The sequence below is a fragment of the Micromonospora sp. NPDC005203 genome, assembly GCF_042872705.1.
GTDB lineage: Bacteria > Actinomycetota > Actinomycetes > Mycobacteriales > Micromonosporaceae > Micromonospora.
The window spans coordinates 285,841-310,044 of the sequence record NZ_JBIAKV010000002.1; the positions used below are offsets into that span (position 1 = coordinate 285,841).

Annotated in this window: 20 protein-coding genes, 2 pseudogenes and 1 riboswitch; of the genes and pseudogenes, 11 read left to right on the forward strand and 11 right to left on the reverse strand. The window is 73.0% G+C overall.

The genetic code is table 11. The features are described from left to right. The first annotated feature begins 87 nt into the window (after positions 1-87). Positions 88-1,710: a chaperonin GroEL gene (groL, locus tag ACFYPM_RS06535; protein ID WP_030490078.1), complete on the forward strand. Its 1,623-nt coding sequence runs from the start codon at positions 88-90 to the stop codon at positions 1,708-1,710. A gap of 56 nt (positions 1,711-1,766) precedes the next feature. Here the strand turns inward: groL and ACFYPM_RS06540 are convergent, their stop codons facing one another. From ACFYPM_RS06540 to ACFYPM_RS06550, 3 genes are read right to left on the reverse strand one after another with little or no spacing between them, the layout of a single operon-like run. Continuing rightward, complete coding sequence (locus ACFYPM_RS06540; protein ID WP_357253725.1) at positions 1,767-2,015, reverse strand: hypothetical protein; 249 nt, start codon at positions 2,013-2,015, stop codon at positions 1,767-1,769. Between the two features lie 57 nt (positions 2,016-2,072). Next, a complete protein-coding gene (locus ACFYPM_RS06545) occupies positions 2,073-3,029 on the reverse strand; it encodes a GNAT family N-acetyltransferase (RefSeq protein WP_387191925.1) in 957 nt (318 codons plus the stop codon). A gap of 40 nt (positions 3,030-3,069) precedes the next feature. Further along, positions 3,070-5,670: a S8 family serine peptidase gene (locus ACFYPM_RS06550; protein ID WP_387191927.1), complete on the reverse strand. Its 2,601-nt coding sequence runs from the start codon at positions 5,668-5,670 to the stop codon at positions 3,070-3,072. A gap of 273 nt (positions 5,671-5,943) precedes the next feature. On the opposite strand from ACFYPM_RS06550, the gene ACFYPM_RS06555 reads away from it, so the two are divergent. Together ACFYPM_RS06555 and ACFYPM_RS06560 are read left to right on the forward strand one after the other, a co-directional pair. After that, entirely contained in the window at positions 5,944-7,761 is a 1,818-nt protein-coding gene (locus ACFYPM_RS06555; protein ID WP_387193361.1) for a glycerol-3-phosphate dehydrogenase/oxidase, read from the forward strand. Between the two features lie 88 nt (positions 7,762-7,849). Then, entirely contained in the window at positions 7,850-8,383 is a 534-nt protein-coding gene (locus ACFYPM_RS06560) for a hypothetical protein (RefSeq protein WP_387191929.1), read from the forward strand. A 38-nt stretch (positions 8,384-8,421) separates the two neighbouring features. On the opposite strand, the gene ACFYPM_RS06565 is transcribed toward ACFYPM_RS06560, so the two are convergent. Further along, positions 8,422-9,822, reverse strand: a complete 1,401-nt coding sequence (locus ACFYPM_RS06565) for an FAD-binding oxidoreductase (protein WP_387191931.1) — start codon at positions 9,820-9,822, stop codon at positions 8,422-8,424. A 68-nt stretch (positions 9,823-9,890) separates the two neighbouring features. Here ACFYPM_RS06565 and ACFYPM_RS06570 point away from each other — a divergent pair, with 68 nt between their 5' ends. Further along, a complete protein-coding gene (locus ACFYPM_RS06570) occupies positions 9,891-10,181 on the forward strand; it encodes a DUF4031 domain-containing protein (protein WP_387191933.1) in 291 nt (96 codons plus the stop codon). On the opposite strand, the gene ACFYPM_RS06575 is transcribed toward ACFYPM_RS06570, so the two are convergent. Beyond that, a complete protein-coding gene (locus ACFYPM_RS06575; RefSeq protein WP_387191935.1) occupies positions 10,147-10,809 on the reverse strand; it encodes a metal-dependent phosphohydrolase in 663 nt (220 codons plus the stop codon). The two genes, ACFYPM_RS06570 and ACFYPM_RS06575, sit on opposite strands and share 35 nt — an antisense overlap. 139 nt (positions 10,810-10,948) lie before the next feature. Between ACFYPM_RS06575 and ACFYPM_RS06580 the strand changes: the two genes are divergently transcribed. After that, positions 10,949-12,151: an aromatic acid exporter family protein gene (locus tag ACFYPM_RS06580; RefSeq protein ID WP_387193364.1), complete on the forward strand. Its 1,203-nt coding sequence runs from the start codon at positions 10,949-10,951 to the stop codon at positions 12,149-12,151. Between the two features lie 15 nt (positions 12,152-12,166). On the opposite strand, the gene ACFYPM_RS06585 is transcribed toward ACFYPM_RS06580, so the two are convergent. Then, a complete protein-coding gene (locus ACFYPM_RS06585; RefSeq protein WP_387191937.1) occupies positions 12,167-13,432 on the reverse strand; it encodes an aminotransferase class V-fold PLP-dependent enzyme in 1,266 nt (421 codons plus the stop codon). 46 nt (positions 13,433-13,478) lie between these two features. After that, positions 13,479-13,599: riboswitch (SAM riboswitch) on the reverse strand. 23 nt (positions 13,600-13,622) lie between these two features. Here ACFYPM_RS06585 and ACFYPM_RS06590 point away from each other — a divergent pair. Then, a complete protein-coding gene (locus ACFYPM_RS06590) occupies positions 13,623-15,104 on the forward strand; it encodes a PrsW family intramembrane metalloprotease (RefSeq protein ID WP_387191939.1) in 1,482 nt (493 codons plus the stop codon). Positions 15,105-15,128: 24 nt separating this feature from the next. Here ACFYPM_RS06590 and ACFYPM_RS06595 read toward each other — a convergent pair whose 3' ends face one another. Then, a complete protein-coding gene (locus tag ACFYPM_RS06595) occupies positions 15,129-15,296 on the reverse strand; it encodes a hypothetical protein (RefSeq protein WP_357253742.1) in 168 nt (55 codons plus the stop codon). Positions 15,297-15,389: 93 nt separating this feature from the next. Then, the gene (locus ACFYPM_RS06600) at positions 15,390-15,728 is read right to left on the reverse strand and encodes a GroES family chaperonin (RefSeq protein ID WP_387191941.1); all 339 of its coding nucleotides are present in this window, start codon (positions 15,726-15,728) and stop codon (positions 15,390-15,392) included. A 160-nt stretch (positions 15,729-15,888) separates the two neighbouring features. On the opposite strand from ACFYPM_RS06600, the gene ACFYPM_RS06605 reads away from it, so the two are divergent. Further along, positions 15,889-17,199, forward strand: a complete 1,311-nt coding sequence (locus ACFYPM_RS06605) for an AI-2E family transporter (protein WP_387191943.1) — start codon at positions 15,889-15,891, stop codon at positions 17,197-17,199. Positions 17,200-17,422: 223 nt separating this feature from the next. Here the strand turns inward: ACFYPM_RS06605 and ACFYPM_RS06610 are convergent. Both ACFYPM_RS06610 and ACFYPM_RS06615 read right to left on the reverse strand, forming a co-directional pair. Next, positions 17,423-18,118 (reverse strand): annotated as a pseudogene (locus tag ACFYPM_RS06610) (ATP-dependent DNA helicase); the annotation flags it as partial. Between the two features lie 111 nt (positions 18,119-18,229). Continuing rightward, a pseudogene (locus ACFYPM_RS06615) lies at positions 18,230-19,585 on the reverse strand (ATP-dependent DNA helicase); the annotation flags it as partial. Between the two features lie 143 nt (positions 19,586-19,728). Between ACFYPM_RS06615 and ACFYPM_RS06620 the strand changes: the two are divergent. Next, complete coding sequence (locus ACFYPM_RS06620; RefSeq protein WP_357253747.1) at positions 19,729-20,235, forward strand: DUF402 domain-containing protein; 507 nt, start codon at positions 19,729-19,731, stop codon at positions 20,233-20,235. 19 nt (positions 20,236-20,254) lie between these two features. On the opposite strand, the gene sigJ is transcribed toward ACFYPM_RS06620, so the two are convergent. Further along, positions 20,255-21,220 carry an RNA polymerase sigma factor SigJ gene (gene sigJ / locus ACFYPM_RS06625; RefSeq protein WP_387191945.1) on the reverse strand — a complete coding sequence of 322 codons (966 nt, stop codon included), beginning with the start codon at positions 21,218-21,220 and terminating at the stop codon, positions 20,255-20,257. 227 nt (positions 21,221-21,447) lie between these two features. On the opposite strand from sigJ, the gene ACFYPM_RS06630 reads away from it, so the two are divergent. The 3 genes from ACFYPM_RS06630 (at position 21,448) to ACFYPM_RS06640 (ending at position 24,162) form a co-directional block, all read left to right on the forward strand. Further along, positions 21,448-22,389: a PPK2 family polyphosphate kinase gene (locus ACFYPM_RS06630; protein WP_387191947.1), complete on the forward strand. Its 942-nt coding sequence runs from the start codon at positions 21,448-21,450 to the stop codon at positions 22,387-22,389. 128 nt (positions 22,390-22,517) lie between these two features. After that, complete coding sequence (locus ACFYPM_RS06635) at positions 22,518-23,144, forward strand: DUF47 domain-containing protein (protein WP_053655020.1); 627 nt, start codon at positions 22,518-22,520, stop codon at positions 23,142-23,144. Between the two features lie 4 nt (positions 23,145-23,148). After that, entirely contained in the window at positions 23,149-24,162 is a 1,014-nt protein-coding gene (locus tag ACFYPM_RS06640) for an anion permease (RefSeq protein ID WP_387191949.1), read from the forward strand. Positions 24,163-24,204 lie beyond the last annotated feature (42 nt).

Genomic DNA, 24,204 nt, shown 5'->3' on the forward strand with positions numbered 1-24,204 from the left:
GGTGGCGACGTCCCAAGTGCGTAAACCAGGCGGCCCATCCGGGACACACACTCGGGTGGCCGTGAGTGTCCAGGAGGACAACGCCGTATGGCAAAGATGATCGCGTTCGACGAAGAGGCGCGCCGTGGCCTCGAGCGTGGCATGAACCAGCTCGCCGACGCCGTAAAGGTGACGCTCGGCCCCAAGGGCCGCAACGTCGTGCTCGAGAAGAAGTGGGGTGCCCCCACCATCACCAACGATGGTGTGAGCATCGCCAAGGAGATCGAGCTCGAGGACCCGTACGAGAAGATCGGCGCTGAGCTGGTCAAGGAGGTCGCCAAGAAGACCGACGACGTTGCCGGTGACGGCACGACGACGGCGACCGTCCTGGCCCAGGCCCTGGTTCGCGAGGGCCTGCGCAACGTGGCCGCTGGCGCCAACCCGATGGCCCTGAAGCGGGGCATCGAGGCCGCGGTCGCGAGCGTCTCGGAGGAGCTGTCCAAGCTCGCCAAGGACGTCGAGACCAAGGAGCAGATCGCCTCCACCGCCTCCATCTCCGCTGGTGACAGCACCGTCGGCGAGATCATCGCCGAGGCGATGGACAAGGTCGGCAAGGAAGGCGTCATCACCGTCGAGGAGAGCAACACCTTCGGGCTGGAGCTGGAGCTCACCGAGGGTATGCGCTTCGACAAGGGCTACATCTCGGCCTACTTCATGACCGACCCGGAGCGTATGGAGGCCGTCTTCGACGACCCGTACATCCTGATCGCCAACAGCAAGATCTCGTCGGTGAAGGACCTGCTCCCGATCCTGGAGAAGGTCATGCAGTCGGGCAAGCCGCTGCTGATCATCGCCGAGGACCTGGAGGGCGAGGCCCTCGCCACCCTGGTGGTCAACAAGGTCCGTGGCACCTTCAAGTCGGTCGCCGTCAAGGCGCCGGGCTTCGGTGACCGCCGCAAGGCCATGCTGACCGACATCGCCATCCTCGCCGGTGGCCAGGTCATCAGCGAGGAGGTCGGCCTCAAGCTCGACGCCGCCAGCCTCGACATGCTGGGCCGCGCCCGCAAGGTCGTGGTGACCAAGGACGAGACCACCATCGTCGACGGTGCCGGTGACGCCGAGCAGATCCAGGGCCGGGTCAACCAGATCCGGGCCGAGATCGACAAGAGCGACTCCGACTACGACCGCGAGAAGCTGCAGGAGCGGCTGGCCAAGCTGGCCGGCGGCGTTGCGGTCATCAAGGTCGGCGCGGCCACCGAGGTCGAGCTCAAGGAGCGCAAGCACCGCATCGAGGACGCCGTTCGCAACGCGAAGGCCGCCGTCGAGGAGGGCATCGTCCCGGGTGGTGGCGTCGCGCTGGTGCAGGCCGGCAAGACCGCCTTCGACAAGCTCGACCTGGTCGGCGACGAGGCCACCGGTGCGAACATCGTCAAGGTCGCGCTGGACGCCCCGCTGCGGCAGATCGCCGTCAACGCCGGCCTTGAGGGCGGCGTCGTGGTGGAGAAGGTCCGTAACCTCGAAGCGGGTCACGGCCTCAACGCCGCCAACGGCGAGTACGTCGACCTGCTGGCCGCGGGCATCATCGACCCGGCCAAGGTGACGCGCTCGGCGCTGCAGAACGCCGCGTCCATCGCGGCGCTCTTCCTCACCACCGAGGCCGTTGTCGCGGACAAGCCGGAGAAGACCCCGGCTGCCCCGGCCGGCCCGGGTGGCGGGGACATGGACTTCTGAGTCCAGTTCCGACACCGAACGGGGCGGGCCGCTGACGCGGTCCGCCCCGTTCGTCGTCAGGTCGGCAGTGGGCGCTGGTTGCGCCGCTTCTGCGCCCGGTTGTACGGCGGAAGCAGTTTGATCGGCGCGTCCACCATCTCCCGTGGCTCCTCGACGACCGCCGACTCGCCGTCGGTGGTCATCTCGGCCAGTTGCTCGGCGTCGCCGTAGTCGAGCCGATCGAACGGCACGTGCCCGGGAAGCTCGCCTACCGGTTTCCAGGTGATCGGCGGGCCGTCCTCGGTCTGGTCGTCATCCGTGGTCATGGCTGCCTCCTCTACCAAGACGGTAGGGGGCGTCGATGGCAGACGCGGGCGAATGAATCAATGCCCCTTTTGTTCCGGTTGTGCCACCGACAGGGCTCGCCGGTACAGGAAGAAGACCCGCTCGATCCGGGCACCCGCGCTGCCCGAGTAGAACGGCACCGGCCCCACCCAGCCGATCTCCGCCCGGGTCAGCCCCGCCGCCTGCTGATCTCGCAGGCACCGCCGCAGCAGCACACCGCCGATGCCCGACCCCTCGGCCGCCGGCGCGGTGCCCATCGGCCCGAACCAGCTCGGCCGGGACGACCCGTACGCGGCGAAGCCGAGCACCTCGCCGCCCCGCTCCGCCAGGTGACAACCGGCGCCGTCCCGACCCACCGACCCGGCCAGCTCACCGTCCCACGTACCGCCGAAGGTGGACCTGGCGAACGCGGTCAACGCCGGCAGGTCCGTCGGCTCCGCCCGGCGTACGGTGACGCCCTGCCCGGCCAGTCGCCGCTCCGCCGCCTCGGTGGACCGCAGCGCCGGCGACCCGTCGTACGACAGATCCGCGGTCATGTTCCAGGCGGTCCGGTCCTGCTGGTAGCCGAGCGCGAGGGCGGCGCAGACCGCTGGCGTGTATCGGACGTCGATGCCCGGCCAGGCGTAGTGCGGCGGGTTCCCGGCCAACAGAACCTCGGTCACTCCGCGCTCGGCCAGCACCTGCTCGGCCCGCCGCAGCAGCGCCCGACCGACGCCCCGGCGGCGGTGCTCCGGCAGGACCGCGACCAGGTCCACGTGCCCGACACCCGGCTCGATCGCCGACACCGAGCAGAGCAGCACCCCGACCAGGTCCACACCCCGGTACGCGCCCAGCCCCACCACCGGACGGTCGGCGGCGGCCCGCGGCCAGAGAACGTCCACGATTCCGGCCGCCTCGGCGGAGTCCTCGGGCAGATCGAGAGCCTGCTCGCAGAGCCGCGCCACGGCGGGGGCCAGGTCGGGGGTCAGTTCGGTGACGGTGATCTCGGCGTCCATGGTCGCCGACCCTAGATCACCGGGTGCCGGTCCGGGTACCTCACCGCCGGGCGGCCTGGACGGCCGCGTACGCGTCGACCTGGCCCGAGCCGGTGACGTTGGACGGACCCCCGCAGGCGTCGGCCGGGTTGTCGGAGCGGTAGGTGGGTGTCGCCGCCGTCGCGGTGTCCCGCAGGATCTGCCGGGTACGGTCCACGTCGCCGACCAGCGCCGGGTTCGCCGACCACATCAGCGCGACCACCCCCGCCACCTGCGGGGTCGCCATCGAGGTGCCGTCCAGCGCGGCGTACGTGCCGCCCGGCATCGCCGACACCACACCCACGCCCGGGGCCAGCACGTCCGGCTTACCCGGGCCACCGGGCGCCGGCCCGCGCGAGGAGAACTCCGCGACCCGGCGCTGCGCGTCCACCGCGCCCACGGTCAACACGTCCGCGTACGGTGCCGGCGGGTCGTCGATCGACGCGCACCACGGCCCGGTGTTACCGGCGGCGGCGACCACGAAGATCCCGGCGGCGTCCAGCGCGGCGGTGGCCGGCCGCAGCACACCCCTGTCGCAGCCCTCGATCGGCGGGCAGCCCCACGAGTTGGTGAGTACCTGCGGGGCGCGCTCCGGACGGCCGTCGGTGAACGGGTCGCCGCCGACCGGGAAGGGTGCCAGCATGAACTGGAGACAGTCCAGGTAGTGCGCGGGGCTGCCGAGGTTGCGGTCCAGGTTGACGCAGCCCACCCACTGCGCGTCCGGCGCCACCCCGATGCCGTCCCGCCCGACGGCGCTGCCCACCGTGTGGGTGCCGTGCCCGCCCTGGTCGGTCGGGCTGCGGGTGCCGTCCCACGGGTCGTACCAGGAGTCGTCCCCGCCGCGGAACCCGGCGCGCAGAGCCGGATGGGTGCCGTCCACGCCCGAGTCCGAGCTGCCGACCACGATGCCGGTGCCGGTCACCCCGAGCTGGGACCACACCCGGTCGGCGCCGATCTGGCGGATGTTCCACTCCGGCCCGGAGGGCTTGGGAGCGGTGCCCCGACTCTGCCCCGCCGGGGCCGGTAGCGGCCGCAGGCGTTGGCTGACCAGCACCCGGGCCACCTCCGGGCGACTGGCGAGCCAGGCCCGCACCGCCGGGCCGCCGTCCACCTCGACCGCGTTCACCAGGTAGTACGAGATCGGGTCGAGTCGCAGTCGACTCAGCCCTCGGAGCAGGTCGGCCTGGCTCTGCTCGGCGGTCGCCACCAACCGCCGGTAGACCTCCGCCGCGCGGGCGTCCCGCCCGGCCCGACCTGGCTGCCCGGCCGGCAGACCCGTCAGGTCGGCCTGCGAGCGCAGCACCACGAACAGCCGCTCCCCGTACAGGCCCGGCTGGCCGGGGCCGAGGTCGACCACGCCGAACGCCACAAGCAGCACCACGGCTGCCACCGCCGCGCCCCGACGGCTCGGGGTGCGTGCCGCCGGCCGGGCGAGCAGCACCGCGTACCCGATGGCGACCAGGACGGCGACGGCGAGCCCGGCAGCGGCGGCGGCCGCCACCCAGAACGGGACGTCGCGGGTGCCCACCAGCAGCAGGGTGATCTCTTCCGGGTCGGTGAAGGCCAGCGGACCGAGTGCGGCCAGGCCCACCAGCCAGCCGGTCGCCGACCGGCCGGCGCGCGCGGCGTCGGCCGGATCGGCGGTGGGCCGCCACGTCGCGGCCCAGAGCGCGGCCAGGGCGAAACCCGCAGGTGGCAGGGTCAGCAACGCGGGCAACTGCGCGCCGGACTGGCCGGCGCCGGCCGCGACCAGCAGCAGCGCCACCCCGGCGACCAGGCCGCCGACCAGCACCAGCCGAGCCGGCCGGGGTGGCCGACCGACTGCGAACCGCGACCAGAAGGTGGCGTCCAGCAGCGTCGCGGCAAGCCCTCCGAGCGTGGCCGCCGCCAGGAGCGCGAGCGCGGTCTCCAGGAGCCCGCCGAGCGCGCCCAGCCAGGCCCACGGCAACAGCAGCGCCACCCCGGCGGCGACCGCGAGCAGCGGGACCGCGCCGAGCCGCCGTGACCGCCTGACCGGCGCCGCGTTCCCGGTGGCCCCGGGCCGGGTTGCGTCGCGGTCTTCGGTGGCCCCGGGCCGGGCCGGGTCGCGGTCTCCGGTCGCTTCGGGCCGGGTTGCGTGGCGGCTTCCGGCGGTCCCGGGCCGCGCGGGGTAGCCGTCGTCGGTGGCTGCCGGGCCGCCGACAGCGCCGGCCGCTGCGGGGTACGCCCACCGGCGCGCCGCCCAGCGCACGGCGAGCGCGCCGAGCAATGCGACACCGGCCAGCGCGGCGAGGTACGCCTCGTGGTGCACCGGCGGCACGACCCGCAGCAGTGTCAGCACCCCGAGGGTGAGTGCCCCGATCAGCCAGACCCGCCCGGTGGCCCGGACCGTCGTGGATCGGGGCAGCACGGCGAGCAGCAGGGTGGGTGTGCCCACCAGCACGACGGTGGCCAGCCCGAGCAGCGGCCAGAGCCAGCCGATCCGGTCCCGTCCGAAGCCCAGCAGCACCTGGTCGGTGAGCCAACCACCGGCCTGGGTGCCCACGGTGACCGCGACCGTCCAGCAGCCGACGAACACGGCCGCGACCACCGGCCACGGGGAACTGGGGTCGCTGGACCCAGGATGCGCAGGTTGACCTTGCATCCGAGAACCTTACGACTCCGACGAGGGGTTTCGGCTCGACCGTCGGCTTCCGGAGCTTCGAAGACCTGTGCGGATCTTCGACACTTCCCGTTCCGCGGCGGGCCGCGCTGACGGAAACTGTCCAAGATCTCCGACTGGTCGGCCTGGATCGGGTGACGAGACGTGTCGTGCGCTGTGGGGCAGGCGCTGTGGGGCAGTTGGGCGCAGCGGGGCGGGCGGCGAATGTCGACACGGTGGCATGGCGGTTACGGTGGAAGGGTGCGTGACCCCAGTATCTCCCGATCCGTCGCCGGTCAGCTCTCGCCGATCCGCCGTGCGTCCGACCTGCGGCGGCTGCGCGCCGAGCGCTTCGACGTGCTGGTCATCGGTGGTGGGGTGACCGGTGCGGGTGCCGCACTGGACGCGGCGTCCCGGGGCCTGAAGGTGGCACTGGTCGAGGCGCGCGATCTCGCCGCCGGCACCTCCAGCCGGTCCAGCAAACTGATCCACGGCGGCCTGCGCTACCTGGAGCAGTTGGAGTTCCACCTGGTCCACGAGGCGCTCACCGAGCGTGGCCTGCTGGCCACCCGGCTCGCGCCGCACCTGGTGCGCCCGGTGCCGATCATGGTGCCGCTGCCGGCCGGACGGGGCCTGCGGGACCTGCCGGCCCGGATCTTCCGCCGCTCGTACTACGGCGCCGGGGTGGCCGCGTACGACGTCTTCGCCGGAGTCTTCGGCGGTGGCCGGGGCATGCCGCTGCACCGGCACCTGACCCGGGAGGGTGCCCGGAGGATCTTCCCGAGCCTGCGGGCCGACGCGGTGTCCGGCGCGATCCGCTACTACGACGGGCAGGTCGACGACGCCCGGCTGGTCGTCACCCTGGCCCGCACCGCGGCCAGCCTCGGCGCCACGGTGGTGAGCAGCGCCCGCGCCGTCGGACTGATCCGGCAGGCACGCGAGGTGACCGGCGTACGCGTCCGGGACCTGGAGGCGCCGCCGGGCTCACCCGACGCGGAGTTCGAGGTGCATGCCCGTACCGTCATCGCCGCCACCGGGGTGTGGAGCGACGACATGTCGCGGATGCTCAACGACGTGGGCCTGCGGCCCGGCGTCCGGGTGCGCGCCTCCAAGGGGGTGCACCTGGTGGTGCCCCGCTCGGCGATCACCGGCGAGACGGGGCTCATCCTGCGGACGGCCAAGTCGGTGCTCTTCGTCATCCCGTGGGGCGGGCACTGGATCATCGGTACGACGGACACCGACTGGCGACTGGACCGGTCCCACCCGGCCGCCTCGGCCCGCGACATCGACTACCTGCTGGAGCAGGTCAACACGGTGCTGGACCGGCCGTTGGCCACCGCCGACATCGAGGGGGTGTACGCCGGACTGCGGCCACTGCTGGCCGGCGAGGCCGACTCGACCTCGAAGCTCTCCCGTGAGCACGCGGTCTTCGAGCCGATGCTCGGGCTGCTGCTGGTCGCCGGTGGTAAATACACGACGTACCGGGTGATGGCGTCCGACGTGGTCGATCGTGCCGCCCGGCGGCTCGGTGGCGCTCGCTCGTCGCGTACGGCCGATCTGCCGTTGCTCGGGGCGGACGGCTTCCCGGCGATGTGGCGGGACCGGGCCGATCTGGCCCGCCGGCACGGTGTGCCGGTGGGCGTGGTGGAGCATCTGCTGGAGCGGTACGGCACCCTGACCCTGGATCTGCTGGCGCTTGTCGACGCTGATCCACTGCTCGCGTCTCCGCTGGCCGGTGCTCCGGAGTACCTGGCGGCGGAGGTCACCTATGCGGCGCGGGCCGAGGGTGCGCTGCACCTGGAGGACGTGCTGACCCGGCGGACCCGGATCTCGTTCGAGACCAGCCACCGGGGGTTGGAGTCGGCGGAGCACGCCGCCGAGTTGATGGGCGCGGTGCTCGGCTGGGACGCGGCCACCCGGGTCCGGGAGGTCGAGCACTACCGCGTCCGGGTGGAGGCGGAGCGGCAGTCGCAGTTGATGCCGGACGACGCCGCGGCGGACGCGGCCCGGCTCGGCGCTCCGGACGTTCGGGGTTATGCGGCCGATCGGGGCGGCGACGACGATCAGGCTGAGCTGCGGCCGTCCACTTGGTGACGAATTGTAACGTTACCGCTTGGTAACCATCGATACCGGCCCGGATGGTGGTTTCGAACGCTACCTACGGTGGGGTAGGTTTCCGCGCGTGCTTCCCCGCGCGCACCCTCGTCTGCTGCTACCGGTCGTCGCCGTCGTCCTCGGCGGCGCCCTGACCGGGTGCTCGCTGTTCAACCGGGAGCCACGGGGCACTTCGGTGGCCCAGCCGACGGCCCCGACGGGTGGTGGCGCGCAACTGGAGATCCCCACGACGGTCGCAGTCGGCCAGGTCAGTCTGGTCCAGCGGCTCGGCGAGGACGGCCCACTGCGCACCCTGAGCGTCGAACGCGACGGCGCGTGGCAGTGCCTCGACTGCGCCGGTGACGGAGTCACGTCCCGGGGCACCCTCGCCCCGGAGTTGACCGAACGGCTCCAGGTGCTGCTCGCCAACCCGGCACTTGCCGACGAGACCGATCAGGCCCGGAGATACCGCTCCACCTGCATCGACGCGCTCACGTCCAGCCTGCTCACCTCGACCGGGCTGATCACTTCGCAGGACTGCCCCGGCGAGGAGCGCACGCCGGTCGCCGGGGAGATCCTGCTGCTGCTCACCCAGGCGACCCCGGCCGAGATCAAGGGCTGACCCCGGGCCAGTTCAGGTCAAGGCTGTTCCCCGCCAGCTCAGAGCACCTTGCCCGGGTTGAGCAGACCGGCCGGGTCCAGTGCCGACTTGATCGCCTGGTGCACCCGGACGCCGACCGGCCCGATCTCCCGGGCCAGCCAGTCCCGCTTGAGCAGCCCCACCCCGTGCTCTCCGGTGCAGGTGCCGCCCAGGTCCAGACCCAGCCGCATAATCTCGTCGAAGGCCCGCCGGCCCCGCTCCACGCTCGCCGGGTCGGCCCGGTCGAGGACGATGTTCGGGTGCATGTTGCCGTCCCCGGCGTGCCCCACCACGCCGATCGGCACCTCGCACTCCACGGCGATCCGGGCCACCCCGTCCAGCAGAGCGGCGAGCGAGCCGCGCGGCACCGCCACGTCGTCGATCACCAGACCGCCGTTGCCGCCCGGGTAGGCGTCGGCGGCGAACTTCTCCATCGCCGGGTGGGCCAGCCGGCGGGCCTGCAACAGCGCCGCGGCCTCCACCGAGTCGGTGGCCGCGTACACCTCGTCGGCACCGGCCGCCGTGCACACCTCGGCAAGGTCGGCCAGGTCGTCGGCGGCCCGGGGGCCGGTGTCCGCGGCGGCCAGCAGCAGGGCCTGGGCGTCGGTGCGCAGCCCCATCGGCTGGTACGCCTCGATCGCCCGCAGGTGGGTCTGGTCCAGCAGTTCCAACAGGCTGGGGGTCAGCCCACGGGCCGCGATCTCGGCCACCGCCGCGCCGGCCGCCGCGGTCGATCCGAAGACCGCCACCAGGGTCAGCGACTCGGCCGGGGCGGGCCGCAGCGCCACGGTCACCTCGGTGATCACGCCGAGGGTGCCCTCCGAGCCGACGAAGAGCCGGGTCAGGTCGTAGCCGGCCACCCCCTTCGCCGTCCGCCGGCCGGTGCGCAGCACCTCACCCGAGGCGAGCACCACCTCCAGGCCGAGCACGTACTCGGTGGTCACCCCGTACTTCACGCAGCACATGCCGCCGGCGTTGGTGGCCACGTTGCCGCCGATCGTGGACGACTCCCAGGAGCCGGGGTCCGGCGGGTACCAGAGCCCCTGCCTGGCCACCGCGCCGGCCAGCGCCGCGTTGACCACTCCCGGCTGGACCACCGCGATCCGGCTCACCGGGTCGATCTCCCGGATCTCGTCCATCGCGACGGTGCTCAACACCACCGCGCCGTCCACCGCGTTCGCCGCGCCGGCCAGCCCGGTCCGCGCGCCCTGCGGCACCACAGGTACGCCGTGTCGCGCCGCCGCCCGGACGACCGCGACCACCTGTTCGGTGCTGCGCGGACGGGTCACCACGAGCGGGGTGCCGGCCGCGCACAGGTCCGCCTCGTCCCGCTCGTGCGCGCGCAACAGGTCCGGGTCGGTGAGCACGGCGTCGGCACCGAGCGCGGCGCGGAGATCGTCCAGGAGCGTGGTGGGGGCCATGCAGCCGAGGCTAGGTCGCCGGCAGCCGATCATCAAAGTGATCAACTACGCGGGATAGTTTGGACGTCATGCTCTATCTGGACCGGCCGGCCTGGCCGTGGCGTGGGCGGCTCTGGTCACACCTGATCAGCGACGTCTCGTACGCCGAGCTGCACGCCTTCGCCGAGGCGCTCGGCGCGCCCCGGCGTGGTTTCGACCGGGACCACTACGACATCCCCGCCGAGCGGTTCGCGGCGGCGGTGTGGCTCGGTGCCCAGGTGGTGCCGAGCCGGGAGCTGGTCCGGTTGCTCCGCGCCGCCGACCTGCGCCGCCCGAAGCACCTGGTCAGCCCGCGCCCGTCGGCGGCACCGCAGCGCTGAGCGTGGCCAGTTCCCGGCGTACGTTGCCCCGGGCCGGCTCCTCCCAGCGGGCCGCCAGCGGCGGCAGCCGGAACAGCGCGGGCAGCGCCAGCAGGCCGCCGAGCACGGCCGCCCGCCCAGCCCGGAAGGCCGGCTCCGGCACGTGCGCGTACTCCCGTCGGATCGCCGTCGCGTACCTGTCGTACGCCGCCGGGGGCGCGGCCAGCACGGCGAGGTCCGCGTCGCAGAGCAGCGCGCCGTCCCGGTCGTCCGGAACCACCACGTGCCCGGCCGTGAGCAGCACCAGCCGGCGTACCTCGGCCGCCGTGGGCACCGGCGCCCCGAGCCCGCTGAGCACGCTCTCGGCCAGCGCGGCGCTGTCCTGTTCGTTGGCGTCACCCGTGGCCCGCGGGTCGTAGACCGCGTCGTGCCACCAGGCCGCCAGCCGGACCAGGTCGGGCCGGTCGGCCAGTTCGGCGTGCTTGTCCACCACGTCGAGCACAGCCGTCAGGTGAGCGACCGTGTGGTACTGCCGGTGCGGCTCTTGCCACCTGTCGAGCAGCCGCTCCCCGGCCCGGGTCCACCCCGCACCCGGCTTCGCACCAGCACCCCGGGCTGCTGCCCGCCACCGCTCCAGCAGATCGGCCACCGGCCGAGTCTGCCGCATCCGGGCGCGGCGCGCGACGCGGAAGGATTCAGCCGGCCTGTCCCGGGTAGTCGCGCCCATGGCCGTGGCCCGGGACAAGCGACCACCAATCGTGCGACGTGCCGCGCTGCGCGACGGGCTGGTGGACGTCGACGGCGCACGGATCGCCGAGGCCACCGAGCAACTGCGCGACCGCGGCCGGGCCACCCTGCACGACCGGCTGCACCGGGTGCGGATGGCCGGCGGCCTGGCCGTGCAGGCGGGGCTGGCCGCCGGGCTGGCGTACCTGATCTCGCACAAGGTGCTCGGCAACCCGCAACCGGTCTTCGCGCCGATCTCCGCGGTCGGCACCCTCGCCGCGTCGGTGGGTCAGCGGTTCCGCCGGACCATCGAGCTGATCGCCGGGGTGGGGATCGGGGTGGCCATCGGCGACTTCCTGATCTATCTGCTCGGCACCGGGGCCTGGCAGCTCGGCCTGGTGGTCACTGTCGCGATCCTGTTCACGATCTTCGCCGGGGCGAGCGTCGCCATTGTCATCCAGGCGGCGGCCACGGCGGTGCTGATCGTGACGCTGAGCCCGTCCACCCAGAATCTGGAGATCCCGCGCTTCGTGGACGCCTTCCTCGGTGGCGGAGTCGCGCTCCTGGTGACGGCCGTGCTGCTGCCGCTGAACCCGCTCCGGGTGATCAACCGGGCCGCCCGGCCGGCGCTGGACCTGCTCGCCGCCCAGCTCGACGCCACCGCGGACGGGCTGCGCAACCGGGACCGCGCCGGCGTCCAACGCGCCCTGGACCGGCTGCGCAACAACAAGGAGGAACTGGCCACGTTGGCCGAGGCGATCGAGGGGGCGAAGGAGACCGCCACCCTCTCCCCGGCCCGCTGGCACCGCCGCAGCGAGCTGATCCACTACGCGGAGGCGGCCGACCCGATCGACCGGGCGATGCGCAACACCGGCACGCTGATCCGCCGGTCCGTCACATTGATCGAGGACGACGAGCCGGTGCCCGATCCGATGCCGGACGCGATGGGCCACCTCGCCGAGTCGGTCCGGCTGCTCAAACACGAGTTCGCCGCCGGCGAGGAACCGGAGAAGGCCCGGGAGCGGTCGCTGCGCGCGGTCAGCGAGGCCGGGCGGGCGTACGGCGCCGGCGTCGGCTTCTCCGGCAGTGTGGTCGTCGCCCAGATCCGGACCACCGCCAGCGACCTGCTGGTGGCCTCCGGGATCGAGCAGGAGGACGCGAACCGGTGGATCCGCACCGCCTTCGGCGAGCAGGAGCGCCCGATGGGTGAGCCGGCCGAGCCGGGCGAGGCGCCGAAACCGCCGACCGCCCCGCCCGTCGGCTGACAGTTACCGCGCGCCTCAGCCCAGCTCGGCGAGCGCGGCGAGCAACCGGTCCACCTGCTCGACCGTGCTGCCCAGGCCGATGCTGACGCGCAACGCCGTGGGCGGCAGGTCCCGTCGGCCGGTACGCCCCGCCGCCTCGGCGAGCAGCCGCCGAGCCAGCGGGTGGGCACAGAACAACCCGTCGCGTACGCCGATCCGGTGCGCGCTGGCCAGCCGCGCGGCCACGTCGGCGGAGTCCCAGCCGGCGACCACGAACGAGACGATGCCCACCCGGTGCGCGTCCGGGCCGAAGGTGCGCAACTCCACCACGTGCGGCAGCGCCTCGATGCCGGTCCGCAGTCGTGCCAGCAGTGCCTGCTCGTGGGCGGCCAGCGCCACCCGGTCGGCCGCGCCGAGCGCCGCGCACACGGCCGCCAGCGCGACCGCGCCGAGCAGGTTCGGGGTGCCACCCTCGTGCCGGGCCGGACCGGTTGCCCAGGTCACGTCGTGGGTGGCCGGGCCGACGTGGTTGGTGGCGCCCCCACCCGCCAGGTACGGCGGGGCGGCGTCCAGCCAGTCCGCCCGGCCGATCAGCACGCCCGCACCGAACGGCGCGTACAGCTTGTGGCCGGACACGGCCAGGTAGTCGACGTCCAGCGCCAACAGGTCGACCGGGGCGTGCGGGGCGAGTTGTGCGGCATCGAGCACGATCCGGGCACCGTGCCGATGCGCCACCCGGGCCAACTCGGCGACCGGCCACCGCTCACCTGTCACGTTGCTCGCACCTGTCACCGCGACCACCACCGGCAGCGCCGGACTGCTGCCCCGGCGCAGCTCGGTGAGGGCGGCGGCGAGGTCACGTACCGCTCCGGCGGGATCGGCTGGCACCGGCAGCCGTACCGAACCGCGGGGCCAGGGCAGCAAATTGGCGTGGTGCTCGGAGGCGAAGGTGACAACCGTCGTACCGGCCGGCAGCGACCGCGCCAGCAGGTTGAGCGCGTCAGTGGTGTTGCGGGTGAAGATCACGTGATCGTCTGCCCGGGCGCCGAAGAAGTCACCGATCGTCTGCCGGGCCTGCTCGTACGCGAGGGTGCAGCGCCGCGACAGCGCGCCCGCGCCGCGATGCACGCTGGCGTACCAGGGCAGCAGTTCTGCCACCGCGTCGGCGGCGGCCCGCGCGCAGGGTGCGCTCGCCGCGTAGTCCAGGTTGATCTCACCGGGCACGCCGAGGACGTCCAGCGGCACCGACGCGGGCGCGACGGTGGGCAGGGTGGGCAGCGAGGGAACGAGGGTGACGGGCACGCCGGAACCTCCGGGGTCAGGGACCCCGGATGCGGCATCGGGACGGGGTCCGCGCTTGCCCAGCACGCCGATCGGGCTGGGCCCGGTCATCACCCGGGGCACCCCACCGCGAACTCGACGAGGGTTGCCGGCCAGCAAGCCGGGGCTGAACGCTGGCACTCGTGACCTTCGGGCAGCATAGCGGCAACCGATGCGACCGGACCAGCCGGCGGCGGATGGCTACGCTGACCGCATGGCCGACACCCCGCCCGGTACGCCCCTGCCGTCGCCGCCCGCGCCCGCGGCCCCGTCCGTCGGCGGGGCGCCCCGGATGCCGCTGCGCCGGCTGGGCTGGCGGCGGTTCCTGGCGTTGGCCGGGGTGGTGCTGCTCATCGCCGCCTGCGCGGTGTTCATGGTCTTCAGGCTCGGCGAGTCGCTCGGCGCGCAGGCACTGCTGATCGGGGTGGCCGCCGCCATCCTGCCGGTGCCGGTGCTGGTCGCCTGCTTCCTCTGGCTGGACCGGTACGAACCGGAGCCGTTGAAGTATCTGATCTTCTGCTTCGCCTGGGGAGCATTCGTCTCCACCGCCGCCTCGCTCACGGTCAACGAATTCGCCGCCAACCGGTTCGCCGCCTGGGGGCTGCCCGACGCGCTCACCGGCGTGCTGGTGGCGCCGTTCATCGAGGAGTTGACCAAGGCGCTGGGCCCGATCCTGCTGCTGGTGTTCCGGCGGCGGGAGTGGTCCGGGATCACCGACGGCCTGGTCTACTGCGGGCTGTCCGCGGTCGGCTTCGCCATGGTGGAGAACATCCTCTACCTGGGTCGGCTGGGCTACGCGTCCGGAGCCGACCGGTACGGTCCGGTGACCGGCGTCAATCAGGTCATCTCGATCTTCATCCTGCGGATCCTGCTGTTCGGGTTCGCCCATCCGCTCTTCACCTCGATGACCGGTGTGGGGCTGGGCATCGCGGCGCGGACGGCCGACCGGCGGGTCCGGGTGCTCGCCCCGATCGCCGGCCTGCTGCTGGCGATGATGTTGCACGGCACGTGGAACCTGCTGCCCACGCTTACCCAGGCCACCGGCGAGGCGTTGATCATGCTGTACGGCTTCCTGGGCCTGATGGTGCCGGTCTTCTTCGGCATGGTGGGCTTTGCGGTGTGGTTGCGCGCCTGGGAGGGGCGGCTCACCGAGCGGACCCTGCCGGACTACGTCCGCGCCGGCTGGCTGAGCCCACCCGAGGTGGCGGCGCTGAGCAGCCTCGGCCGGCGGCACGCGGCCCGCAGTTGGGCGCGGCGGGTGGCCGGCGACGCCGGGGTGCGGGCGATGCGCGGCTACCAGTCCGCCGCCACCCGACTGGCCCTGCTGCGCGACGGCTCGCTGCGCGGCCTGGACCGCAAGCCCGCCGACCAGGAACGGACCGCGCGGGAGGAGCGGGAGCTGCTGGACGCGATGAACGCGTACCGGTCGTTCTTCGTCGGCCGGGACCCGCAGGCCCCGACGGGGGTCTGGGACGGCAGCCGCTACCACCTGCGCTTCCCGGACGGTACGCAGCGGCCGGTGGAAGCGCCGGACGACCCGGTGGTGCCGATCCCGGTGGTGCTGGCCCCCGCGCCACCGCCTGCGGTGGGCTACGCCCCGCCCGGTTGGCCCGGCCCGCGCTCGGCGGCGTCGTGGCCCACGGGACACCCCTGACGGCGGGCGCCCCCGGCCGGGGCCTCACGTCATCAGCGAGGTGAGGAAGTCCCCGAAGCCCTGGAACATCGCCATCAGCGCACCACCGATGGCCTTGAAGATCTGCGCGGCGCCGTCCGGCCGGAAGGCCATGAAGTAGATCAGGAACGCGACACTGCCCCAGGTCAACAGCTTCTTCACGAATACTGGCATCGTCCCTCCCCAGGGCCACGGTCGCCGGATGGCTTCCCGTCGTGCGGCCGGGCAAACGATGCGCGGCGCGGCCTGCTGGCCGGGGGAGGTGCCTCAGAGGTAGAGGCCGGTGGGGTCGTCCTCGATCCGCTCGGCGGCCACCGCGTGCACGTCGCGCTCCCGCAGCAGCACGTACCCGCGGCCGTGCAGCTCGACCTCGGAGCGGTCGTCGGGGTCGAAGAGCACCCGGTCGCCGGACACGATGGCGCGCACGTTCGGCCCCACACCGACTGCTGTCGCCCAGGCGAGGCGCTTACCGACCTGGGCCGTCGCCGGGATGACGATGCCGGCGGTGGAACGGCGCTCGCCCTCGCTGCCCTCCATCCGCACCAGCACTCGATCGTGCAACAGGCGGATCGGCAGGCCGGCGTCCAGATCATTGTCCGCGGTCACGCCGCAGACGCTACCGTGTGGCCGACGGCGGGTCCGCCGGTGGTTACGCCGGTGGTGGTCGGGGCATTGTGTGGCGGAACTGCCCTACGGTGTCCGGAACGGACGTATGCTGTCCGGCCTGTCGCTGTGGGCGGGCCGGTCTAACTGCCAGGAGGTGCGCTTGAGCCGCTTCGAGCGGGTACGCGGGCGGCTTCGTCGCGCCTACCACTCACGACAGGAGTCGGCCCGCGCCGACGAGGGCATTTCGCCCGACGAGTTGGGTGACGTGTCGGACGCCGCCAGGGTGGCGTCGCCCGCCGTGCCGGGGCCGACCGCACCGCCGACGGCCTCCGTCTTCGGCGCGGAACCTCCGGTGGACCTGCACAGCTCGACCTCCAGCCGGGACGACGCCGACGTCCCGCACGGGCTGCGGATCGCCGCCGCCTGGTGCTGGCGGCTGATCGTGATCGGTGTGGTCGCCTGGGCCCTGCTCAGGATCGTCAGCACCGTCAAGATCGTGATCATTCCGCTGGCCATCGCGCTGCTGCTCTCCGCGCTGCTCGCGCCGGCGGTGGGCTGGCTGCTGCGGGCTCGGCTGCCCCGGTCGCTGGCGACGGCGGTGGTGCTGGTCGGCGGTCTCGCCGCGGTGATCGGCACGCTGACGCTCGTGGTGAACGAGTTCATCCGAGGTGTGCCCGAGCTGAGCGAGAAGTCCTCGGAGGGCGTCCGGCAGATCCAGAACTGGCTGAAGACCGGCCCACTGCACCTCTCCGACACGCAGCTCGACCGCTACATCGACGAGGCGCAGGCCTGGATCAACGACAACACCTCCAAGTTCACCAGCGGCGCACTGAGCACCGCCGCCACCCTGGCCGAGGTGCTGACCGGCACGCTCCTGGTGCTCTTCGCGACGTTCTTCTTCCTGCGCGACGGCAACCGGATCTGGCGCTTCCTGGTCCGGCTGCTGCCGGTGGCCGCCCGGTGGAAGGTCGACGACGCGGGCCGCGCCTCCTGGCACACGCTCGGCGCCTACGTGCGCGCGACAGTCCTGGTGGCCTTCATCGACGCGGTCGGCATCGGCATCTTCCTGGTCGTGTTCGACATCCCGTTCGCCTTCCCGCTGGCCGCGCTCGTCTTCCTCGGCGCGTTCATCCCGATCGTCGGCGCGGCGCTCTCCGGTGGCGTGGCGGTGTTGGTGGCACTCGTCGACAGCGGCCCGGGTATCGCGTTGATCATCCTCGGAGCAGTGATCCTCGTGCAGCAGGTGGAGGGCCACATCCTCCAACCGCTGATCATGGGACGAGCGGTCGCCCTCCACCCGCTCGCGGTGATCATCGGGATCGCCGCGGGTGTCGTACTCGCCGGCATCACCGGAGCGCTGGTCTCCGTGCCGCTCATCGCGGTGCTGAACACCGGGGTCCGCCGGCTCGCCGCCCGGAGGGTCCCGGACACCCCGCCCGACGCGGTGGTCGTCGCCTCCCAGGCCCCCTGACCCACGCCGGCCGCCGTGCCCCCGGCCGGCGCTGCCAAGGTCACGCGCGATCGTGGATGTAGTGGCCTCCCCGCTCGGGGAGGCCACTACATCCTTGTTGTAGCGCGATCTTGGCGGCGCAGGCCGAGGGCGGCGCAGGGCGAGGGCGGGGCGCGGCGAGGGCGGCGCAGGCCGAGGGCGGCGCAGGGTGAGGGCGGGGCGGGGCGCGGTGCGGTGCGGCGGGTCAGGACTTGGCGAGGCGTTGCAGGGCGCCTCGGGCCACCTCGGGGCGGGTCGTGTACCAGAACGGCGGCAGCGAGCGGCGCAGGAACGGCCCGTAGCCACGGGCCGTCTCCAGCCGGGAGTCGAGCACCGCGACCACGCCCCGGTCTCCGGTCGCCCGGATCAGCCGGCCCACGCCCTGGGCCAGTCGCACCGCCGCGATCGGCACACTGACCGCGGAGAAGCCGGAACCACCGCCGGCGTCCACGGCCGCGGCACGGGCCGCCGCCAACGGCTCGTCCGGGCGCGGGAAGGGCAGCCGGTCGATGACGACGAGTTGGCAGGCGTCACCCGGCACGTCCACGCCCTGCCAGAGCGACATCACGCCGAACAGGCAGCTCGCCCGCTCCTCCCGGAAGCGGCGGACCAGCAGCGGCAGCGACTCCTCGCCCTGCAACAACACCGGCAGGTCGGTCCGCGCGCGCACCAGCTCCGCCGCCTGCTGCGCGGCCCGCCGAGAGGAGAAAAGCCCGAGAGTACGACCACCGAGCGCCTCGACCAGCCCGAGCAACTCCTCCCCGGCGGCGTCGGGCAGCCCGGAGACGCTGGGGCGGGGCAGGTGCGCGGCGACGTACAGGATGCCCTGCCGGGCGTAGTCGAACGGCGAACCCACGTCCAGCGAGCGCCAGCCCGGCCCCTCGGTCGCTGGTACGACAGCACTCGGGGCGGCGTCGCCGGCGAGCCGACGGCCCGGTGACTCGGCGACCGGGCGACCCGGGCCGGTGCGGGCGGCCAGTGCGGCGGCGGCGGGGGTCGGCGGGGCGGGTGGCGGGGCGTCCAACCCGAGGGCGCGGGCCACCGTGTCGAACCGACCGCCCAACGCCAGGGTCGCGGAGGTGGCGACGACGGTGCGCTCGTCGTACAGGTGGGTGGCGAGGGTGCCGGCCACCGACAGCGGCGCGACGACAAGCGCCCGACGGCTGCCGCTGTCGTTCTTCTCCACCCAGGCCACGTCGTGGTCGCCCTCCTCCAGCAGCCGCTGGGCGGTGGTGGACAGCTCGTCCAGGGCGGCCTTGGCCTGCTGCTTGCGGACCGGGTCGGGGTCGTCGGACTTGATGTCGCCGATCGCGTCCAGGGCGGAGCGGGTCGCCGCGTCGAGCAGCGTGCACGCCTCCCGCAACGGCGTCGGCAGCCCGGCGGTGAGTCGCCCGGCCGGCGCCTCGGCCAGCCCGACCGCGAGGGCGTCAGCGGCGGCGGTGAGCGCCTCGGCGGTCTCCGGCCGCAGCAGCGTACGGGCCCGCCGGGTGGTCCGGTCGATCAGCTCCGGCACCAGCTCCGCCTGGGCCGCGGAGGAGACCCGGTCGGCCAGCTCGTGTGCCTCGTCGACGATGAGCAGCTTGTGTGGCGGCACGATGTGCCGGTCGGCGAGCATGTCGACAGCGAGCAGGCTGTGGTTGGTCACCACGATGTCGGCCTCGCGGGCACGGGCGCGGGACGCCTCGGCGAAGCACTCCTGCCCGAACGGGCAACGGGTCGCGCCGACGCACTCGCGGGCCGGCATGGACACCAGCCGCCAGGCCTGGTCGTCGACGCCGGGGTCCAGCTCGTCGCGGTCGCCGGTGGCGGTCTTCTCGGCCCAGTCGCGCAGCCGCTCGACCTGCTTGCCCAGCCGGCCCGCCTCACCGAGCCACTTCGTGCCGCCCCCCGGACGCGCCGCGGGGGCGTCGAAGAGGGTGTCCTCCGGTTCCTCCTCGGTGGAGTTGTCCAGTCGGGCGAGGCAGAGATAGTGGTGGCGACCCTTGAGCACCGCGAAGGTGGGCCGACGGCCGAGCACCGGCTCGACCGCGTCGGCCAGCCGGGGCAGGTCGTGGTCGACCAGCTGGGACTGCAACGCCAGGGTGGCGGTGGAGACCACCACCGGGCCGTCCACGGTGAGCGCCGGCGCGAGGTAGGCAAGCGACTTGCCGGTGCCGGTGCCGGCCTGCACGAGCAGGTGCTCGCCGCCGGCCACGCACTCCTCGATGGCCGTGGTCATCTGCTGCTGGCCGGGGCGTTCCGCGCCGCCGGGCACCGCGCCGACCGCCGCCGCCAGCAGCTCCGTGCCGCTGGGCCGGGCACCCCGCCGCCGGCCCTTGGCGCGGGCCGAACCAGTGGCGGAACCGGTGGTGCTGCGGGGCGGAGTCACCGTGCGACGGTACCCGCCGCCGCCGACACCGGCCGTGCCCCTCCGCCGCGTGGCGCGCCACCGGCCACGCTTGTCGTCCAGGTCGCGCCGCCCGGTTACCGCCGCACTACGACGGGTGGGCAGTATCGGTTAGGGTGCGAATCATGCCGAGCGACATGGTCCGCGTGATCTACCGCAAGTACGACGGCAGCGCCCACCGCGACTACCCGGCCCGCCGGCTCACCGAGGACGACCTCGGCATCTGGCTCGGCGTGCCCCAGGGCACCGAGTCGGTCTACCACGGCCGGCCGTCGGTGGAGAAGATCCCGTTCGTTCTGCTGGTGCCGCACCGCGCCTGGTGGACGGCCATGTTCAACCCCCCGCCCCGCACCAGCGAGGTCTACTGCGACATCACCACCCCGGCCCGCTGGGAGTCCGACGACACCGTCCACCTGATCGACCTCGACCTGGACGTCGTCCGCCGTCGGGCCACCGGCCTGGTGGAGCTGCTGGACGAGGACGAGTTCGCCGAGCACCGGGCGCGCTTCGGCTACCCGGACGACGTGGTCGCCGAGGCCGAGGCGGCGGCGCAACGGCTCTTCGGGGCGCTCGGCGACGGCACCGAGCCGTTCGCCACCTCGTACCGCAAGTGGTTGGGCCTGGTGGTCTGACGTCGCACGCCCGGCCGGCTCACCAGCGCGGTGGCCAGCGGTCGTCGTCGCCGAGCGGGGGCAGGTCGGCCAGCTTCTCCGGGTTGATCTGGTTGTAGATGGCGGTGATCCGGCCCTGGTCCACGGCGAACACGGTGACCAGGAGGATCGGCCGCCCGTCACTGTGCTCGGTCTCCATCTGCAGGCCGAGCGCGCCATCGACGAGCACGAGCCGGGCCAGCACCCGTCCGGCGTAGCGGCCGGTCCGGCCGAACAGGCCGAGCGTGAAGCGACCCACGGCGTCCGCGCCGACGACCGGCTGGCGGGCCGAGGGGTAGTGCCCGCCCGAGTCACCGACGAAGACCACGTCCGGCGCGAGCACCTGGAGCAGTTGGTCCAGCTCGCCGGACTCGGTGGCGGCGACGAACGCTTCGAGCACCCGGCGCTGCTCGGCCAGGTCCGCGGTGTGCCGGGGTACGTCCGGCGCGGTGACCGCCCGGCGTGCCCGGTGGGCGAGCTGCCGGGCGGCCACCTCGGTGGTGCCGAGCACGTCGGCGACCCGGGCGAACGGCATCGCGAACACGTCGTGCAGCACGAGCGCGACCCGCTGCTCCGGCGCGAGTCGCTCCAGCACGACGAGCAACGCCGTGCCGACCTGGTCGGTGCGGACCGCCCGTTCGGCCGGGTCCGGCGCGTACCCGTCCGTGAGCGCCGCCGCGCCCAACGGGCTCACCACCGGCTCCGGCAGCCACTGCCCGGGGTACGTCTCCCGGCGGACCCGCGCCGAGCGGAGCACGTCCAGGCAGATCCGGGCGCAGGTGGTGGTCAGCCACGCGGACAGCTCGCGGATCTCGGCGCGGGCGCTCGGGTCGCCGAGAGCCCCGGCGTAGCGCAGCCAGGTCTCCTGCACGGCGTCCTCCGCCTCACTGCGGCTGCCCAGCATCCGGCGGGCCACCGAGAGCAGCCGCCCCCGCTCGCCCTCGAACTCTGTCGCCAGATCCTGCACGACCCACCACCCTCCCCGCCGGCACCGCCCAGGCGTCCATCCTCCCGCCGACCGGGCGCGCCGGCAGCCCCGCGCCCGACGGCGGGCCGACCCGCGGACCGTGCCGACCCCGCCGCGCCGGCGGTCCCGTCCCCGACGGCGGGCCGACCCGCGGACCGTGCCGACCGGTGGTGGGGCGGGGTGGGCCTCGGCGGGCGGATCGCCTGCGATTGGGCGATGATCCGTGGATGAGCGCACCCCAGCAAGGGCAGATCGTGGCACCGGACGGCGGTTCCGTGCGGGAGTTGCTGCGGGCCACCGCACCTGTGGATCTGGGCGCGGTCGACCCGCGGTCCACGCCCGGCGTGCCGAGTACGGCGGGGCGCGGCGAGCACCGTAAGGCCTGGGCGCGGGAGCAGGTGGAGCTGGTCGGCGGCGAGCTGGCCCGGCAGCAGGAGATGCTCTACGCGCTGGCCAAGACCGGGTCGGACCGGCCGGCGCGCCGGGTGCTGCTGGTGCTCCAGGCGATGGACTGCGGTGGCAAGGACGGCACGATCAAGCGGGTGGCCGGCGCGATGAATCCGCTGGGCCTGCACATCCGCTCGTTCGGGCCGCCGACCCGCCAGGAGTTGCGGCACGACTTCCTGTGGCGGATCCGGCGGGAGTTGCCGCCGCCGGGGTACGTGGGGATGTTCAACCGCTCGCACTACGAGGACGTGTTGATCGCCCGGGTCGGCTCGCTGGTGCCGGAGGCGACCTGGCGAGCCCGCTATGACGAGATCAACTCGTTCGAGCGGGAGTTGACCGAGGGGCGGCTGACCGTGCTCAAGGTGATGCTGCACATCTCGTACGCCGAGCAGGGCAAGCGCCTGCTGGAACGACTCGACGACCCACGCAAGCACTGGAAGTACAACCCCTCCGACGTCGACTCCCGGTCGCACTGGGACGACTACCAGGCCGCGTACGCCGAGGCCCTCAGCCGGTGCGGCACGGACGCCGCGCCCTGGTTCGTGGTGCCGGCGGACCGTAAGTGGTACCGGGACTGGGCGGTGGCTCATCTGCTGCGTGAGACGTTCGACACCCTCGACCTGGGGTATCCGGCTGCCGATTTCGACGTCGAACGTGAGCGGGAGCGATTGGTTGCTGGGGGAGCGGATGCGGGTGGGACGGCCGAGATGAACAGCAGGTGAACGAGCGGTGAATGAGGCTTGGCCAGGGGTGGGCCGGCGAATTCGCGGTTCTACCGGCTCCTAGCATTCACCGAGCGGCCGTTCTTCGGGCGCCGCCACCCTTCCACCGACGCGACGAGGTCTGTGCTGTGAAGTTTTCCTTCCGCCCCACCGAGGGCGCCTTCTACGAGCTCTTCACCAGGGCCGCGCAGAACCTGGTCCGGGGCACCGCGCTGCTCAACGAGCTGGCCCTGCCGGGCGTGGACGTGCAGTCCGTCAGCGAGCGGCTGACCGAGGTCGAGCACGACAGCGACCAGATCACCCATGACCTGTACAAGAAGATCAACTCGACGTTCATCACGCCGTTCGACCGGGAGGACATCTACCGGCTCGGCTCGCTGCTCGACGACGTGATGGACCACCTGGAAGCGGTGGGTGACCTGCTCTACCTGTACGGGCTGACCGAGCTGCCGGCGCTGCCCCGCGAGCTGCACGAGATGGTCAACGTGCTCGACCAGCAGGCCAAACTGACCGCCGACGCGATGCCCCGGCTGAAGTCGATGAAGGATCTTGAGGACTACTGGATCGAGTGCAACCGGCTGGAGAACGAGGGCGACCGGATCAACCGGCAGTTGCTCGTCCGTCTCTTCTCCGGTGAGTACGACGCGTTGACGGTGCTGAAGATGAAGGAGGTCGCCGACGAGCTGGAGGCCGCCTGCGACGCCTTCGAGCACGTGGCCAACACCGTCGAGACCATCGCGGTCAAGGAGTCCTGAGCCGGTGACCTTCACACCCGAACTCATCGCCGTCCTGGCGGTGATCGGGGTAGCCCTGGCGTTCGACTACACCAACGGCTTCCACGACGCCGCCAACGCGATCGCGACAAGCGTCTCCACCCGGGCGCTGACCCCCCGGATCGCCCTCGGCCTCGCCGCGGTCGGCAACTTCGTCGGCGCCCACTTCGGCGCCGGTGTGGCCAAGACCGTCGGCGACAACCTGGTCACCCTCCCGACCGGGGTGAGCAGCCTCGGCGTGGTCTTCGCCGGGGTGCTCGGGGCGATCGCCTGGAACCTGATCACCTGGTACTTCGGTCTGCCCTCGTCGTCCTCGCACGCGCTGTTCGGCGGCCTGGTCGGCGCGACCCTGCTGTCCACCGGCGGCATCGTGCAGTGGGGCAACATCGGCGAGAAGGTGCTGCTGCCGATGGTGCTCTCGCCGATCGTCGGCCTGACCCTCGGCTACCTGCTGATGCTCGCCATCCTCTGGCTGTTCCGGAAGGGGCAGCCGGGCAAGCTCAACCGGGGCTTCCGCTGGGCGCAGACCGTCTCGGCGGCCGCCATGTCGGTCGGTCACGGCATGCAGGACGCCGCCAAGACCATGGGCATCGTCGTGCTGGCGCTTTACACCGGCGGCTTCCAGGAGAGCAAGACGCACATCCCGGGCTGGGTGTTCTGGACCTCGGCGACGATGCTGGCCCTGGGCACGTACGCCGGCGGCTGGCGGATCATCCGGACCCTCGGTCGCAAGATCATCGACCTGGGGCCGCCGGAGGGCTTCGCCGCCGAGACGGTCGCCAGCGCGGTGCTCTACTTCAACGCCCTGGTGCTGAAGGCCCCGATCTCCACCACCCACACGATCACCTCGGCGATCATGGGTGTCGGCGCGACGAAGCGGCTCTCCGCGGTCCGCTGGAACGTCGCCGGCAACATCGTGCTCGCCTGGATCATCACGTTCCCGGCCGCAGCGCTGATCGCCTGCGTCACCTACCTGCTGGTCCGGCCGCTCTTCGGCTGACCGGACCCGGCACCTCGACGGCCCCGGTCACCACGACCGGGG